The organism is Geothrix alkalitolerans, from assembly GCF_022808885.1.
GTDB lineage: Bacteria > Acidobacteriota > Holophagae > Holophagales > Holophagaceae > Geothrix > Geothrix alkalitolerans.
In genome coordinates this window covers 570,747-586,323 of record NZ_JAKZLE010000002.1, presented here as the reverse complement: position 1 = coordinate 586,323, position 15,577 = coordinate 570,747, and the positions used below count along the sequence as shown (strand labels likewise).

General features: G+C 67.6%; 17 protein-coding genes. 9 read left to right on the top strand and 8 right to left on the bottom strand.

Translation table 11 applies throughout. The features are described 5' to 3' along the window. The first annotated feature begins 3 nt into the window (after positions 1-3). The 5 genes from MLJ35_RS06760 (at position 4) to MLJ35_RS06740 (ending at position 4,313) form a co-directional block, all read left to right on the top strand. Positions 4-1,053 carry a branched-chain amino acid ABC transporter permease gene (locus tag MLJ35_RS06760; RefSeq protein WP_243321932.1) on the top strand — a complete coding sequence of 350 codons (1,050 nt, stop codon included), beginning with the start codon at positions 4-6 and terminating at the stop codon, positions 1,051-1,053. Continuing rightward, positions 1,053-1,772: an ABC transporter ATP-binding protein gene (locus MLJ35_RS06755; protein ID WP_243321931.1), complete on the top strand. Its 720-nt coding sequence runs from the start codon at positions 1,053-1,055 to the stop codon at positions 1,770-1,772. Before MLJ35_RS06760 ends, MLJ35_RS06755 begins: the two co-directional genes overlap by 1 nt. Further along, positions 1,765-2,469, top strand: coding sequence for an ABC transporter ATP-binding protein (locus MLJ35_RS06750; RefSeq protein WP_243383680.1), 705 nt, complete (start codon positions 1,765-1,767; stop codon positions 2,467-2,469). The genes MLJ35_RS06755 and MLJ35_RS06750 overlap by 8 nt, the downstream gene beginning before the upstream one ends. An 11-nt stretch (positions 2,470-2,480) precedes the next feature. After that, complete coding sequence (locus tag MLJ35_RS06745) at positions 2,481-2,903, top strand: CBS domain-containing protein (RefSeq protein ID WP_243383679.1); 423 nt, start codon at positions 2,481-2,483, stop codon at positions 2,901-2,903. 144 nt (positions 2,904-3,047) lie between these two features. Then, positions 3,048-4,313, top strand: coding sequence for an MFS transporter (locus MLJ35_RS06740; RefSeq protein WP_243321928.1), 1,266 nt, complete (start codon positions 3,048-3,050; stop codon positions 4,311-4,313). A gap of 274 nt (positions 4,314-4,587) precedes the next feature. Here MLJ35_RS06740 and MLJ35_RS06735 read toward each other — a convergent pair whose 3' ends face one another. From MLJ35_RS06735 to MLJ35_RS06710, 6 genes are all read right to left on the bottom strand, one after another. Continuing rightward, the gene (locus MLJ35_RS06735; protein WP_243383678.1) at positions 4,588-6,750 is read right to left on the bottom strand and encodes a S9 family peptidase; all 2,163 of its coding nucleotides are present in this window, start codon (positions 6,748-6,750) and stop codon (positions 4,588-4,590) included. 46 nt (positions 6,751-6,796) lie between these two features. Beyond that, the gene (locus MLJ35_RS06730) at positions 6,797-7,636 is read right to left on the bottom strand and encodes a sensor histidine kinase (RefSeq protein WP_243383677.1); all 840 of its coding nucleotides are present in this window, start codon (positions 7,634-7,636) and stop codon (positions 6,797-6,799) included. Further along, positions 7,612-8,283 carry a hypothetical protein gene (locus MLJ35_RS06725; protein ID WP_243383676.1) on the bottom strand — a complete coding sequence of 224 codons (672 nt, stop codon included), beginning with the start codon at positions 8,281-8,283 and terminating at the stop codon, positions 7,612-7,614. Before MLJ35_RS06725 ends, MLJ35_RS06730 begins: the two co-directional genes overlap by 25 nt. Positions 8,284-8,311: 28 nt before the next feature. Further along, positions 8,312-8,632: a hypothetical protein gene (locus MLJ35_RS06720; RefSeq protein WP_243383675.1), complete on the bottom strand. Its 321-nt coding sequence runs from the start codon at positions 8,630-8,632 to the stop codon at positions 8,312-8,314. Positions 8,633-8,776: 144 nt separating this feature from the next. After that, the gene (pepQ, locus tag MLJ35_RS06715; RefSeq protein WP_243383674.1) at positions 8,777-10,090 is read right to left on the bottom strand and encodes a Xaa-Pro dipeptidase; all 1,314 of its coding nucleotides are present in this window, start codon (positions 10,088-10,090) and stop codon (positions 8,777-8,779) included. A 38-nt stretch (positions 10,091-10,128) separates the two neighbouring features. After that, positions 10,129-10,938 carry a menaquinone biosynthetic enzyme MqnA/MqnD family protein gene (locus tag MLJ35_RS06710; protein WP_243383673.1) on the bottom strand — a complete coding sequence of 270 codons (810 nt, stop codon included), beginning with the start codon at positions 10,936-10,938 and terminating at the stop codon, positions 10,129-10,131. A gap of 34 nt (positions 10,939-10,972) precedes the next feature. Between MLJ35_RS06710 and MLJ35_RS06705 the strand changes: the two genes are divergently transcribed. The 4 genes from MLJ35_RS06705 (at position 10,973) to MLJ35_RS06690 (ending at position 14,016) form a co-directional block, all read left to right on the top strand. Beyond that, on the top strand, positions 10,973-11,437 hold the full coding sequence (locus MLJ35_RS06705; RefSeq protein WP_243321917.1) for a methylated-DNA--[protein]-cysteine S-methyltransferase: 465 nt from the start codon (positions 10,973-10,975) through the stop codon (positions 11,435-11,437). A 30-nt stretch (positions 11,438-11,467) separates the two neighbouring features. Beyond that, positions 11,468-11,992 (top strand): methylated-DNA--[protein]-cysteine S-methyltransferase, encoded by a 525-nt coding sequence (locus MLJ35_RS06700; protein WP_243383672.1) that lies wholly within the window; start codon positions 11,468-11,470, stop codon positions 11,990-11,992. Positions 11,993-12,055: 63 nt separating this feature from the next. Continuing rightward, positions 12,056-13,468, top strand: coding sequence for a DNA-3-methyladenine glycosylase 2 (locus MLJ35_RS06695; RefSeq protein WP_243383671.1), 1,413 nt, complete (start codon positions 12,056-12,058; stop codon positions 13,466-13,468). Beyond that, on the top strand, positions 13,465-14,016 hold the full coding sequence (locus tag MLJ35_RS06690) for a methylated-DNA--[protein]-cysteine S-methyltransferase (RefSeq protein ID WP_243383670.1): 552 nt from the start codon (positions 13,465-13,467) through the stop codon (positions 14,014-14,016). The genes MLJ35_RS06695 and MLJ35_RS06690 overlap by 4 nt, the downstream gene beginning before the upstream one ends. Here MLJ35_RS06690 and speD read toward each other — a convergent pair. Both speD and MLJ35_RS06680 read right to left on the bottom strand, forming a co-directional pair. Beyond that, positions 13,958-14,329 carry an adenosylmethionine decarboxylase gene (gene speD / locus MLJ35_RS06685; protein ID WP_243383669.1) on the bottom strand — a complete coding sequence of 124 codons (372 nt, stop codon included), beginning with the start codon at positions 14,327-14,329 and terminating at the stop codon, positions 13,958-13,960. The two genes, MLJ35_RS06690 and speD, sit on opposite strands and share 59 nt — an antisense overlap. Beyond that, positions 14,326-15,498: a class I SAM-dependent RNA methyltransferase gene (locus MLJ35_RS06680; protein ID WP_243383668.1), complete on the bottom strand. Its 1,173-nt coding sequence runs from the start codon at positions 15,496-15,498 to the stop codon at positions 14,326-14,328. Before MLJ35_RS06680 ends, speD begins: the two co-directional genes overlap by 4 nt. Positions 15,499-15,577: the final 79 nt, after the last annotated feature.

Sequence of the window (15,577 nt, the reverse complement as noted above, 5' to 3'; positions counted from 1 at the left end):
GACATGAACAAGAGCATGCTCAAGGCCGCGATCGGCCTCATCGTACTGGCGGGCCTCCTGGTTGTTCCGCGTTTCGTGGAGAGCCCGTACGCACTTCACATGATGATCCTGCTGTTCCTCAGCGTGTCCCAGGGGCAGAGCTGGAACATCCTCGGGGGCTACGCGGGCCAGTATTCCGTCGGCCACGCGGCCTATTTCGGCGTGGGCGCCTACACCACCATGATGCTCATGTATTCCAGGCAGGTGGTGCCCTGGGTGGGGGTCTGGGCAGGCGTCGCGGCAGTGATCGTCGTGGCGCTCGTGATCGGCAGCATCTGCTTCAGGCTGCGCGGCCCCTACTTCGTGCTGGCCTCCATCGCGGTGGCCGAGATCATGCGGCTGTCCGCCATCAACCTCACCACGCTCACCAACGGCGCCGAGGGCATCCTGGTCACCGAGATCCCCGCCTTCAAGATCGGCGAGCGGGTGGTGACGGACTTCCTCACAAAGGTGCCTTTCTACTACATCGGCCTCTTCCTGGCCCTGCTGACCCTCGCGATCACCTACTGGGTTCAGCACTCCAAGCTGGGCTACTACTTCCAGGCCATTCGGGAGGACCAGGACGCGGCCCACTCCCTGGGCATCCACATCTCGGTCTACAAGAACATCGGGCTGGTCATCTCGGCGGTGCTGACGTCGCTGGCCGGGAGCTTCTATGGCATCTACGTCGGATTCGTCGATCCCCCCACGGTGCTCGGGCTGGATGTTTCCGTCCAGATCATGCTGATCTGCATCATCGGCGGCATGGGCACCATCTGGGGCCCGGTGCTCGGATCCCTGCTGCTCGTGCCCCTCTCCGAGGCCCTCCGCAGCAACATGATCACCGAGGGGCTCGTGAAGATCGGCCTCGTGAGCGCGGATTCGAAGGTGGGGCTCTTCCTCAAGGAGAACCTCGCCCACGCCCACGTCCTCATCTACGGCATCCTCGTGGTGCTGGTGATCCTCTTCATGCCGGACGGCCTGATGGGCTTCGTCAAGAAACTGGCTTCGCGCCGGAAGCGGGAGGCGGCCTGATGCCCATCCTGGAGATCAAGAACGTCAGCAAGTTCTTCGGAGGCCTGGCGGCCAATTCCGATGTGTCCTTCTCCATGGAGCAGGGCATGATCATGGGCCTCATCGGGCCCAATGGCGCGGGCAAGACCACCCTCTTCAACTGCATCACCGGCTACTACCCTCCTTCCAAAGGTGAGATCCTCTTCGATGGCCGGCGCATGAACGGACTCCAGCCGGACAAGGTCTGCAAGCTCGGCATGGTCCGGACGTGGCAGAAGGTCCGCCCTCTGGCCAAGCTGTCGGTGGTGGACAACGTCATGGTGGGTGCCCTGGCCCGAACCATCTCGCTGAAGACCGCCCGGGACATGGCCATGGAGCAGCTCAAGGTGGTCCGCATGGAGCACCGGGCGGACTTCCTGGCCGGGGGCCTGCCCATCGGTGAGCGGAAGAAGCTCGAGGTGGCCCGGGCCCTGGCCACGCAGCCGAAGCTCCTGCTGCTGGACGAGGTCATGGGTGGCCTCAACCCCGCCGAGAGTGAGGAGATCATCCAGCTCATCCTGGACATCAAGGCGCAAGGCCTGACGCAGATGGTGATCGAGCACGACATGAAGGCCATCATGCGCATTTCTGACCGGATCGTCGTCCTCACCTCCGGCGAGAAGCTGACCGAAGGCACCCCCCAGGAGGTGGTGAGCAATCAGGACGTGATCGATGCCTATCTGGGTGAGAGCCATGCTTAAGGTCGAGAAGCTGAATTTCGCCTATGGCGATCTGAAAGTCCTGTGGGACGTGGACCTGGAAGTCCACGAAGGCGAGATCGTCACGGTGGTCGGCGCCAACGGCGCCGGGAAGTCCACCACCCTCAAGAACATCTCGCGCCTCGTCAAGCCCGCCTCCGGGAGCATCACCTTCGAGGGCAAGGACCTCGGCAGGATGCTCCCGCATCACGTGGTCGAGGCCGGGCTCGTCCAGGTGCCCGAGGGGCGCCGGATCTTTCCGGAGATGACCGTCATGGAGAACCTCCGCATGGGGTCCTACGTCAAGGCCACCCGGGCGGATCGCCAGAAGAACATCGACTGGGTCTTCGAGCTGTTTCCGCGCCTCAAGGAGCGGGAGCAGCAGCTGGGCGGGACCATGTCCGGCGGCGAGCAGCAGATGCTGGCCATCGCCCGGGGGCTCATGGCCAACCCCAAGGTGCTCCTCCTGGATGAGCCCTCGCTGGGCCTGTCGCCCCTGCTGGTGAAGAACATCTTCGACATCATCACCGGCATCAACAAGCAGGGCGTTACCATCCTTCTCGTGGAGCAGAACGTCTACCAGTCCCTTCGCATCGCGCACCGCGCCTACGTCATGGAGACGGGCCGCGTGTTCATGACGGGCCGCGGAGAGGAACTGCTCGCCAACGAACACATCAAGAAAGCCTTCCTGGGCATGTGAGGAGACCCGTCATGAACACGGTCGAAAAGTGGATGACCAAGAACCCCATCACCATCGAGGAGGACGCCTCCATCATCGAGGCCATCCATCTCATGAAGGAGAAGGGCATTCGGCGGCTCCCCGTCATGGCCAGGGGCAAGTTCGTCGGCCTGATCACCGAGCGCATGATCAAGGACTACACTCCCGGGAAGGCGACCTCCCTGGACACCTGGGAAGTCCACTACCTGCTTTCCAAGACCGCCGTGAAGGAGGTCATGAACCTGCATCCGATCACGGTGACGCCGGATACCGATCTGGCCACGGCCGCCCAGGCCATCCTCGACCACAAGCTCTACGGCCTGTGCGTGGTGGATGCCAAGGGGCAGCTGGTGGGCATCATGTCCGTGGGTGACATGCTCAAGGCCGTGGTGGAGTTCGCGAAAGCCGGTAAGTAGGGACACAGCAGGCCACCGGGGCCTCTGGCGGGAGAACCGCGGCCTTCCGGGTGTTCCCCAGGCAGGCTCCTGGAGGGCATGGGTTGACCCTGCCTCCGGTTCCCCGGGAAGATCGAAGGTCACCATCACTCCCCAGGAGGTCCCTTGAGCCCAGCTCGACGCTTGCGTGAAATCCGCGACGGATTCGAGCGGCCCTTCTGGGTCGCGAACGTCAGCGAGCTGTTCGAGCGGCTCTCCTACTACGCGGCCTTCGCCTCCCTGGCCCGGTACCTGAACGAATCCCTGGGGTTTCCGACCCAGGACGCCAGCAGCCTTGCCGGGTTGTTTGGGGGGCTGGTCTGGTTCCTGGCGGCTTTCGGAGGCGCGGTCGCCGATCGCCTCGGCTTCCGTCGCGCGCTCTCCCTCGCCTATCTGATTCTCAGCTGCTCCTATTTCCTTCTGGGATCGCTCGGCTCCTCCTGGATGGCTCCGGTGCGCGGCCTGGTGCCGCTCGGCGCGCTCGTGGCGTTCCTGCTGATGCTGCCGGCCCTCGGCATCGCGCTGGTGAAGCCGGCCGTGGTGGGAACCACCGCACGCGCCTCGAAGGAGAATGTCCGCTCCATCGGTTATTCGATCTATTACACGCTGGTGAACATCGGCGGCGCCGCCGGTCCCTTTGTCGCGTCGTACGTCCACCGGCACATGAGCGTGGAGAATGTATTCCGCGTGGCGGCCATCAGTGTGTTCCTGATGTTCTTTGCGGTGTTGCTCCTGTTCAAGGAGCCTCGCAAAGACGGCGATGTGCCGCCTCCCTCCCTGGCGGAGACGGGCAGGAACTTCCTCACCGTCCTTTCGAACCCGAAGTTCATGCTGTTCCTGCTGATCTTCACGGGGTACTGGGTGGTGTACTGGCAGGAGTTCATCACGCTGCCCCTGTATGTCGCCAAGTACATCGATCCGAAGGCGGACACGGAGCTGCTGCTGATGACCGGCCCGCTGGTCGTGATCTCCCTGACAGTCCTGATCAACTTGGCTACCCAGAAGATTGCCTCGGTGAAGGCGGTCACGATCGGCACCCTGATGTCGTCCCTCGCCTGGATCGTGCTGATCTTCAGGCCGACCGTGACGGGCGTGATCATCACGCTCGTCTGCGTCGCGCTGGGGGAGATCGTGCAGTCGCCACGCTACTACGAATACATCTCGCGCCTCGCCCCACCAGGCCAGCAGGGGACCTACATGGGCTTCGCCTTCCTCCCCATCGGCCTCGGCTCCCTCATCGGGGGCTGGTTCGGCGGGAAGCTGATGCACCACTTTGGTGAGGTGACGCACAAGCCGGCGGGCATGCTCTGGACGATCATCGGCGTGGGCGTGCTCACGGCCGTGCTGCTCTGGGTGTACGACCGCATGCTGCCCGCCACACGGGAAGCCTGATCTAAGAGTGCCTAACACAACCCCGACGGGGCCGCGAGAAAGCCAGGTGGGATGCTCCGCAAGGAAGGGCCCGCAGGGCGATGCGGGACATCGTTCAAGGGCCGTGACGCCGCGGGGCGCCCACCTGGCTTTCTCCCTCTGGGCGAGGGCCGGCGGGCGTCGCGATGCCGCGTCACGCTCGTCGCGCGTAGTACCCGCTACGCTTTGACTCGCGTTCCACGCCTCGCTCGCCCGGCGGCCCTCGCGCGACCCCGTGGGGGTTTTGTTAGGCACTCTATAGGTACTTCGACAGGAACTCCCACATGGCCTGGAAGCGCGCCCAGTTGTGCTGAGGTGCGCGCGGGCTGTGGTCGGAGCCAGGCAGCAGCACGATCTGCGTAGGAAGTCCGGCCTTCTGAAGGGCGTCGATGAGCATGACGGTGTTCTGGGGATGGACGTTGTCGTCCAGGGTGCCGTGGAGCAGCAGGAGCCTGCCGGACAGGTTGGCCGCGGCCTTGAGCACGGAGCTGGACTCGTAGCCGGCCGGGTTGGCTGAGGGCAGCCCCATGTAGCGCTCGGTGTAGATGCTGTCGTAGAGGCGCCAGTCCGTCACGGGCGCCCCGGCGATGCCCAGCTTCCAGGCCTTGCTGTGGGTGAGGCCGTAGGTGGTCATGAAGCCGCCATAGCTCCAGCCGTCCAGGCAGATCCGGTCCATGTCCGCCCAGCCCTGGGCCCTCAGCCAGGCCAGGCCGTCGAGCTGGTCCTGGAGCTCCTGGGCCCCCAGGTTGCGGTAGATGCCGTGGGCGCTGGCCAGGCCCTTCCCCGAGGCGCTGCGGTTGTCGCAGACCCAGGTGGCGATGCCCTGCTGGGCCAGGAACTGGAACCAGGGCATGTCCCGGCGCCAGAGGTTCCGGACTTCGGGGGCCATGGGGCCGCCGTAGAGCGTCTGGAACACGGGGTAATTCTTCGCGGGATCGAAGTCCACGGGCAGGACCAGCATCGTTTCCATGGGGAAGCCGTCGCGGGTCTTCACCTGCTGGAAGCTCACCCTGCCGAGCTTCAGGGCCTTCCAGGCCTCGGCCGGGTTGGCGTCGATGAGGCGGACCAGCTTGCCATGGCCGTCGTGGAGTGACTGCTGGGGAGGGGTGTGGATGTCGCTCCAGGTGTCGAGGAAGGCGGTGAACGCGGCATTGAACTTCACTCGGTGGGTGCCCGGCCGGTCCGTCAGCCGCACGAGGCCCTTCCCATCAAGCCCCACCCGGTAGGCGTCCAGGCCGATGGGGCTGCGCTCGGTCGCATCGAAATAGAGTTGCCCGGTTCTGGCGTCCACGCCATGCACCTGCCGGACATCCCAGTCCCCGGCCGTGACGGCGCCGATGAGCTGGCCGTCCTTGCCGTAGCGGTAGACGTGGTGGCGCCCTGTGCGTCCCGACTCCCACAGGAAGCTCCCGTCGGAAAGGAAGTGGGGCAGGGGCAGCCGCTCCTGCCAGGCGCGGCCATTCTCGTGGATGAGCAGCCGGGATGTGGCCCCTTCGTAGCGGCGGAGGTCCAGCCAGCTCTGGATCCGGTCCTGGTGGGTGGCCAGCAGGTGGCCGGCCGAGTCCCAGCCCACCTGCACGATGAGGGTCTCCTGGCCGGAGTACGGCTCGTCCATCCAGGTGGTGGATCCTGAGAGGTCCACCACGCCCAGGCGGGCAGTGGGGTTGGGGTCCCCGGCCTTGGGGTAGCGAGCTTTCAGCGCCTTCTGGGGCTGGAAGCGGTCATCCATGAGGGTGTAGACCGGCACCTTGGTCTCGTCGAGGCGGAGGTAGGCCAGGCGCTTCGAGTCCGGGGCCCACCAGAAGGCGCGGAAGCTTCCTCGGCCATAGACCTCCTCCTGGTACACCCAGTCCAGGCGCCCATTGAACACGGTCTCCCCGCCGCCGGTGGTGAGCCGGGTCTCCCGGGCCGTGGCCACCTCCACCCGGTAGAGATCGTTGCCCTTGAGATAGGCGACCTGCCGGCCGTCGGGGCTGAAGGACGCTTCTTCGGGGTTTCCACCCACGAGCCGCTTGGCCGCGGCCGCCTTCACGTCCACCAGGAAGAGGTCCTCCGCCACGGTCAGCAGGAAAGCGCTGTGGCCCTCCTTCCAGATGAAGGCGCCGCGTCCGAGGGCCTCCTTGGCGGCGGCCTCTCCGGCCCCTGCCGCCACAAGGGCCGCTTGGAGGCGGGCGGACTCCAGCAGGGGCTTCCGTTCCCAGGTGGCGGGGTCGATCCGGTAGAGGGCCACCTGGTCGCCCTCCCGCCGGGTTTCGACCAGGGCGCCGTCCGGCAGCCAGTCCAGGCGCGTGGCCGGCCGACCTGCATAGGCCACCCGCTTCGTGGGATGCGCCACGGCTTCGAGGGTGAGCTGCCCAGAACCCTGTCCCGACAGGGCAGGGACGAGAATCAGGCAGGCCAGGAGGGCGCGGACGGGCATGGAGGCTCCGGGGGATCCTCCATGTATATCGGAAAACGAGGCTTCGTCAGCCCTCTGCTTCCTCCAACCGGATCTCAACCCAGGCCAGGGTTCCCGCGGTGAGCGGGATCAGGCCCATCTGCCCCCCCATCAGGTGGACGATCCCGGCGGCCAGGGGAAGGCCGATTCCGAGCCCGCCGCGCCGCCGGCGGAGGCTGCGTTCCTCCTGTTCGAAGGGCCTCAGAAGCCGCTCCCAGTCCGGCGGAAGGCCGGGGCCCTGATCCTCGATCTCGAGGCGCAGGCGCCAGGCGCCACCCTCGGGCCGGGCGATCATGCGGAAGGACACCGAACCGCGCTCGGTGAAGCCCACCGCGTTGTCCAGCAGGGCCTCCAGGGCCTGGGAGAGGCGGGCCGCGTCGCAGGCCAGGGGGGCGGGGAGCGGATCCAGGGCGACCTTCGCCTCCAGGCCCTTGGCCCTGGCCTGGCATTCGAACTTCTTCCCGAGCTGCGCCAGATGGGACCCCAGGTCCGTCGGGCCGGGCCTCAGCGTGAGGGTTCCCTGGGCGAGGCTGGCGAAGTCGAGGAGGCCCTGCACCAGATGGCCCAGGCGGGTGGCCGTTTCCTGGGCGCGGTCCAGGATCGCAACCTGTTCTTCGCTGGTGCTGAGGTCCCGGGCCATCTGCAGGTGGCCGGCCAGCACCTGCACGGGCGTGCGGAGCTCGTGGTGCGCGTTGTCCATGAAGGCTTCCTGGGCCAGGCGGAGGCGCTGCTCCGCCTCCAGGGCCTTGCGCTGCTCGCGGATGACGCGCGACTTCGCCGACACCACGCTGAAGAGCGCGAGCCACGCCAGCACCACCACGACGAACGTGGCGAGCACGAAGATCAGGAAGAGATGGACTTCCTGCATAGGAACACCTTGGCGAGGGCGATTTCGTAGAAGACGATCACCAGACCATGCACGAGCCAGGGAAGGGGGAGCAGGTGGGGCGGCAGGACACGCAGGAAGTGGTTCGAAATGGCATTGAAGATCAAGGTGGTGGAGCCGTAGATCAGGATCGCGCTGTTCAGCCAGAACTCGGGCTTGGCCGCGAGGTCCTCGTCATCGTCCCGCAGGGCGAGCCCGCGCAGTTCGTAAATGCCCAGAACGATGAAGATCAGGCACTGGGTGGTGGTGAACAGCGCATTCCGCAGGAACAGGCCGTTCACGAACACCCCGGCCACGGCGGCCAGCAGGCCGATTCCAGCACAGGCCCAGTAGAGCCTCACCCGTCGTGGTGACGGGTGCGAGGTCCTGACGAGCACCCAGAGCGTTCCCGCGAAGACCACGGGCTGTGACAAATGTCGGAACCACTGGTTGTTCCGGTGGGAAAGGGCCAGGGCAATGAAAATGACCCCTTGAACCAGATCGACGACCTGGACCGCGAAGAACCTTCCCATCCAGTGAGGGCGGGAAAACCCTCCCCGGATCCGGCTCCAGGCGAAAGCGAGGATCGGTGCCAGGATGAACGGATCGAAGACGTAGAGGAGGATCCACCTATAGATGGGCTTGATCACCGGGACACCAGGTTCCTCAAAAGTCCTCCTAGAGGCTGGTTCCGGTGCAATAGGGCGGGCAATCGTGGCTGTTCTGGATGTAGACCGCCTGGGCGCTGTCCAGGTCCTTCCCTGCGGCGTCTACCGCCACCATCACCATCGTCGGCGAGCCGTCCGCGTGCCGGGCGTGGTAGATGCGGATACCGGCTGCGCCGGGCTGGGCCAGGAGCTGCTCGAAGGCGCTGCGGTTGAAGGCCGAGGCGCGGTGGGAGCCGGCCTCGGCGCGGGCCTGGTGGTTCCGGACCAGGCTCGCGGCCTCGTCACGCGTGATGCGGTGGTCGCGGGCGGAATCGAAGGGCTGGGCGGACACAGGGTCACTCCTGGAGGGCGGCCGGGGGCCTGGTTGGGAGGTAGATCAAAAGGATGTCCCTCCCATCAGACCCGAAGACGCACCGGCTCACAAGATGGGACTGAAGCAAAAGGTGAGGTTGCCTGATCCAGGCAGCTCCGCAGGCTAGTTGGGCAGATGCGGCCGGGTGAGGTTGCGGTGCCCGGAGGAGGTCACCAGCAGGTTGTCCTCGATGCGGATCCCGCCGCAGGGCGTGAGCTCGTCGATGACCTTCCAGTCGAACCTCGCCTTGTGCTCGTTCTCGCGGAAGGGGCGCAGCAGCATGGGGATGAAGTAGAGGCCGGGTTCCACGGTGAACACCTGGCCCGCCTCGATGGTGCGGGTGGTGCGCAGGGTGGGGTGCTGGGGCGGCGGAGGCGCCAGGGTGCCGTCGGGCGCGCCCTGGCGGCCGGCCACGTCGTGCACCTGGATGCCCAGGTGGTGGCCCAGGCCGTGGGGGAAGAAGGGGCGGCTCAGGCCCAGTTCCACCGCCTCCTCGGGATCGGCTTTGAGGATGCTGTGTTCCTTCAGGAGGGCCGCGATGGCCAGGTGGCCCAGGTGGTGGAAGTCCCCGTAGGGCATGCCGGGCTTCACGGCGTCGCAGAGGCCGAGTTCGAGCTTCACCATGCCGTCCACCAGGTCGGCGAAGCGGCTGTCGCAGTGGGGGGCGGCCACGGTGCGGGTGATGTCGGCGGCGTAGCCGCGGACCTGGGCACCCGCATCGATGAGGAGGACATCGCCGTTCCTGACGTTGGCGCGCTTGTGCTCGTAGTGGAGGATGGCGCCTTTCTCGTTGAGGGCCACGATGCTGCCGTAGGGCATCTCGTGATCGACGATGCCGACGGCCTGGATGTAGGCGTAGTGGATCTCCAGCTCACTGGCGCCGGCCAGGAAGGCGGCCCGGGCGGCCAGGTGGCCCCGTGCGGCCAGCACCGTCGCCTCCTCGATGCACTGCACCTCATAGGCGGACTTGTTCGTGCGGTTCCAATCCAGGCGGGCGGTGAGGCCCGCCGGATTCAGCTCCAGATTGGCGGCCTCGGCCCGCTCCGTCTCGTTGCCGATGTAGGCGGCCTGTTCGGGCGATCCCAGGCGTTTCCATGCCTCCTCGACCGTTCCCACCTCCTCGATGTCGAATTCCGAGGCCCAGAACGGGCTCCCCAGAGGCAACTGCTCGTACCAGAAATCCTCGGGGGCGTACCGGATGAGGCGGGGGCGCTGGCCGGGCCGGACGACGAGGAGGTGATGGGGGCCCGCCATGGGGCACCAGTGGGCGAAGTGAGGCGTCGGATGGAAGGGGGCGTCCTGGTCGTCCGCGAAGTGCGTGTAGACCTGCCCGCTGGAGATCACCAGGGCGTCGAAGCCCGTTTCGGCCAGGGCCTCGGTGGCGGTCCGCTGGCGCTCGGTGATGTGGGTGTGGAAGAGGGAGGCGAGGTCGGTCATGGGGCGTCCTGGTGGGGGGGGGTCGGTGGCGGGCGTGCTCAGAGGAACCGCAGCGGCTTTTCTTCAGGGGCGAACCCGTGCCGCACGGCCTTCTCGAAGAAGAGGGCGAGGCTTTCGCGTTCGGCCTCGCCCAGGGTGTAGCTGATGTTCTCCGTCAAGTACTCGTGCAGCTCGATCTTGGTCCAGCCGATGGTGCGCCGGGCCTCCTCGATGATGGCCGGAAGCTGGGCCATGCCGATCTCGTAGCTCCTGTGGAAGAAGGAGGCCACCCCGCCGGGCACGGGCAGTTGCGGGGCGTTCTTCCGGACCAGCCACAGGGCGAAGACGAAGGGCAGGCCCGTCCAGGCGTGCCATTCCTCGGCCAGATCCAGCACGAAGAGCCCCTGCCGGGGGGCCCGCATGGCCGAGTCGCCGATCATGATGGCGGCGTCGTGGGCTTCGAGCATGGCCGGCAGGTCCGGTCCCATGTCCGTGATCTCGGGGCTCACCCCGTAGCGCTCCCGCAGGATGAGCTGCCCCAGCACCACGCTGGTGCGGCTGGAGGTGTCCAGGGCCAGGGTGCGGATCTGCTCGGGGGGCACCTTGGAGAGGATCACCACGCTGCGCACCCGCTTCGGCGACGCGATGCAGAGGCCCGGCACGATCAGGAGGTCCGGGATCCGCAAGTACTCGATGGAGCTGACGATGCCGGCATCCACCTCGCCGGAGCGCAGGCGGTCCGCACAGGCCGAGGGGTAGTGGAACTTGAGGTGGAAGTGCTCCCAGCCGAGGCCATGCTTGAATCCGTGGTTCAGGGGGGCGGCGTTCAGATAGTCGATGATGGACAGGCGAAATGGTTCAGTGGCCATGGAAACAGTCTAACGACCCTGCGATGATTCCCTGATGGTCCTCTGGCACTACGAGCTGAACACCCTGCTGGGGCCGATGCGTGCGGCCTTCGATGGGCGCGGGCGTCTGCGCGAGCTGGCCGTGGAGGGCCTCGATCCCCGCAAGACCAGCCCGTTGCCGCCCAAGGAGCAGCGGGAGGCCAAGCGATACCTCGACCGCCAGCTGGACGCCTACCTGACGGGAACCCTCCGGACGTTCACGGTGCCCGTGGATCCCCAGGGTTCGCCCATGCAATTGCGCATCTGGGACACGGTGAGGACGATCCCCTACGGTCAATTCCGCCGTCCCGCCGACCTCGCCGCCTGGCTCGGGGTGGACGAAGACCTCATCGTCATGACCTGCGCGGCGAATCCCATCGCCCTGCTCGTCCCCTGCCACCGGGTGGTCCTGCCCGGCGAGGGGCCCATTCCGAGGGCGCTGCGGGAACTGGAATCGGGTCTGGGATGGCGAAATCCCTGATCCATTGCAACAAAAAACCGTGATTCTGGCATGCTGGTGCCTATGAACGGGCCCTTACATCTGCTGCCCACTCCCCTCGGGGACCTGGGCGCGGCCTTCGACGGGGAAGGGCGCCTCTCCCACCTGGTCCGGCTGCACGGCCAGCCTCCCCCGGTTCCCACCGGCCCTGTACCGAAGAGCCTCCCCTTTCTGAAGCGCCAGCTGGAGGCCTACTTCTCGGGGAATCTCCGGAATTTCAACATTCCCATGCATGCGGAAGGCACCGATTTCCAGGCGCGGGTCTGGAAGGAGCTGCAGAAGATCCCCTATGGGCAGGCGATCTCGTATCTGGAGCTGGCCCGGCGTCTGGGGGACGAGAAATGCATCCGCGCGGCAGCCCGCGCCAGCGGCGCCAACCCCATCTCCATCCTCATCCCCTGTCACCGCGTCATCGGTTCCGACGGATCCCTGGTGGGCTATGCCGGGGGCCTGGACATGAAGGAGTTCCTGCTGCGCCTCGAGGGGGTGCTGCCCAAGGCACCGCCCCAGCCCCGCCTGCCGCTGACCTGGGACTGACCGGAAGAATTCCGGCGCCGCCCATCGGAGGACTTCCCTCCGGCGGGCTCCTAGCATGGAGCCATGCGCTGGTCGGACGAGCACCTCTACGAACGGATCCTGGCGAAGGATGCCTCCTTCGATGGGCGCGTGCTCACGGGCGTCCTCACCACAGGGATCTACTGCCTGCCTTCCTGTCCGGCGCGGAAGCCCCTGGCCCGCAACGTGCGGTTCTTCCTGGATGAGGCCGCCGCCCAGGCGGCCGGACTGAGGCCCTGCAAGCGGTGCCGGCCCGACGCCTTCTATCGGGGAGAGGACGCGGACCTGGCCCGGCTGGAGGAGGCCATGGCCCGCGCCTGGGCAGACCCGGCCGCTTTCGGCAAGGCCGAGGCCCTGGCGGAAGTGGCCGGCGTGGGGCTCACGAAGCTGAAGACCCTCTTCCGCGACCATGCCCACACCCAGCCCGCCGCCTTCCTCCAGGGCGCCCGCATCCGAGCCGCCTGCGCCCGGCTGCGGGAGGGCGCGACGCCCCTGCTGGACCTCGGAGCCGCCGTGGGCTTCGAGAGCCCCTCCGGCTTCCACGAAGCCTTCCGGCGCCAGACGGGCCTGGCGCCCGGAGCCTATCGGGACCTGCTGGGCTCCGACCGCTTCACGCTGCCGCTGCCCGAGCGCACCCGGCTCGGAGATCTGCTCCGATTCCATGGCCGGGACCTCGAGAGCGTGTCCGAGCAGGTGCAGGGCGACACCCTTCGCAAGGCCGCCCACTTCGCCGGCCGGCCGGGGGTGCTGACCCTGGCGTTCGGTTCCAGAGATGCGGTGGTGTCCCTGGCGGGCGCGGGTGGCCCCGAGGCCATGGCGGAAGCCCACCGGGCGGCTCTGCGGCTGCTGGCCTGGCACGGGGATGCCACCTCCTTTGAAGAAGCGCATCCCCGCCTGGCCCGAGGCCGCGAGGGCCTGCGGGTTCCCCTGACCCTGGATCCCTTCGAGGCGCTGGTCTGGGCCATCCTGGGCCAGCAGGTGAACCTGGCCTTCGCCTACGCCCTCCGCCGAGACCTGATCCGCCTGGCGGGAACCCCCGTCGGCGACCTCATCGCGCATCCGAACGCCGCCTGCATCGCCGCCCTGGATCCCGCGGACCTGACGGCCCGGCGCTTCTCGCAGCGTAAGGCCGAATACGTCCTGAACGCCGCGGCTCTGGTGGCGAGGGGCGACTTGAAACTGGAGAACCTGCTGACCGCGACTCGGGCCGAGACATCGCTGATGGCTCTGCGGGGCTGCGGCCCCTGGACGGCCCAGTACGTGCTGATGCGCGGCCTGGGTTTTCGGGACTGCGTGCCCGTGGGGGATTCGGCACTCACCCTGGCCCTCCAGCGCTGGTTCCAGCTTGAGGAGCGCCCGGGGCCCTCCGAAACCAAGAGACTCATGGCGCCCTTCGCGCCCCATCGCAGCCTCGCCACCTTCCACCTCTGGGCCAGCCTGAAGGGGGTGCCTGCATGATGGGAATCCACCGCCTCGATACCGCTCTCGGTCCCGTCCAGGTCGCCTTCGACGCCAAGGGCGCCGTCATCTACCTGGGTTTTGTAGGCCATGAATTCCGTGAAGCCCTGCTGGCGAAAGTCGCTCGGTCGGGTCCAGTGGCATCGCCGGATCCTCGCGCCGCGGCCCGCCTCCGCGACCAGCTGGAGGCCTATGCCGCCGGCCGGAGAACCGCCTTCGAGCTGCCCCTCCGCCTCCACGGAAGCCCCTTCGAGCAGCGCGTCTGGGCCGAGCTCCAGCGCATCCCCTTCGGAGAGACCCGCAGCTACGGCCAGCTGGCGGCAACCCTGGGCGGCGCGAACCTCAGCCGGGCGGTGGGCCGCGCCAACGGCGCCAACCCCATCTCCATCCTCGTGCCCTGCCATCGCGTCGTTGGCGCCGACGGCACCCTCACGGGCTATGCCGGCGGCCTTCGGATGAAGGAGCGGCTCTTGCGGCTCGAAGGGGCGATCAGGGATGGATCGCCCGCAGGGGCCCGCGCTCCAGCGTCATCCGGGTTTCTCCCGTAGCCTTGAAGGCGGTGTGGAGGACCGCCAGGCCCCGGTCCATGTCCACGGGCCCGCAGCTGAAGAAGTCCACGGCGGCGAACTGGTGCTCGGGCCAGGTGTGGATGGCCAGGTGGCTCTCGGCGATGATCACGGCTCCGCTGACGCCATGGGGGCTGAAGTGGTGGAAGCTGTGGGTGACGATGGTGGCGCCGGAAGCCCGGGCGGCGTCCAGCATGGCGGTGGTGATCCGCTCCAGGTCCGCGAGGATGGCGGCGTCGCAGCCCGTGTATTCCACGAGCAGGTGGCGGCCGAGGGCGCTCGCGGGGGCGCTCACGGCCGTTTGGCCAGCAGGGCCACGCACTCCACGTGGCTGGTGAGGGGGAAGAGGTCCAACACGGCCAGCTGCTCGAGGTCCCAGGAGGGTGCCAGGCGCTTCAGGTCCCGGCAGAAGGCCGCGCCGTCGCAGCCCACCAGCACGAGCTTTCCGGCTCCGGCGGCGCAGAGGCGCTCCGTGAGGGCCGGTTCCAGTCCCGCCCTGGGCGGATCCAGCAGGATCACGTCAGCGGATTGCCCCAGTCCCTCGGGCACCCAGGCGGCCACATCGCCCACCTGGCATTCCGAGGGCAGGCCCAGGGCCGCCAGGTTGCGGCGGGCCCAGGCCACGGCCGCCTCGCCGGACTCGACCAGCACGCGGTGGTCGAAGCGCTTGCCGAGCAGCGCGGAGAAAAGGCCTACGCCGCCATAGAGGTCGTAGAGGGTGCGACCCCGCACGTCCCAGCCTTCGAGCAGGCTGCGGAAGGCCTCGGCGGCCCAGGGTGGGCTCACCTGGAAGAAGGCGCCAGGCTCATGCCGGAGCGTGATGCCGCCGAGGCGCTGCGCGAGGGGCTCCTCGCTGCGATGCCATCCATCGGGTTCCAGACGCCAGGTGCGACCCCGCTCATCCGTGGCGAGCACCTCGCTCGCGGGCGTGCCGGTGGACAGTTCCCAGCGGCCTGGGCGGGAGGTGAGGATGTGCGCCGCCAGCGCCTCCTGCAGGCGCGGGATGGCCTGGGACAGGGGTTCCGCGGCGGCGGGGCAGGCGGAGACGGGCACGAGTGCATGGCTGTGCCGACGGAAGTAGCCCAGGGCGGAGCCGTCCCAGTGGAGCTGGATGCGGTGACGGCGGGCCTCCTCCGGGGCGGGGCGCCAGTCCCAATGCACCTCTTCGCCCAGCTGGCGACGGAGAAGGTCGGCCACCATCTGGCGCTTCAGCTCGGGCGCGTGGCGACCGGCTTCCCACAGCTCGCAGCCGCCGCAGGTTCCGGCCACAGGGCATTCCGCGGGGGCCCGGCGGGGGTCCCGGCTGAGCCAGCGGGTGATGCGCCCTTCGCCGTGGCGGGCCTTCCAGATGACGGTGGCTTCCACCTGCTCACCAGGGAAGAGGGCCAGCGGCGCCTCCAGCAGGAGCAGCCGGCCGTCAGCTTCGTGGGCCACGCCCCGGCCGCCCCAGGCCAGGCGATCCACGGATCCCTGCCAGGTCGCGGTGGGGGCGGGGGAATTCCGATATGCTGACGGGACTTTCGTCTTCGCCTTCCTGGAGCCT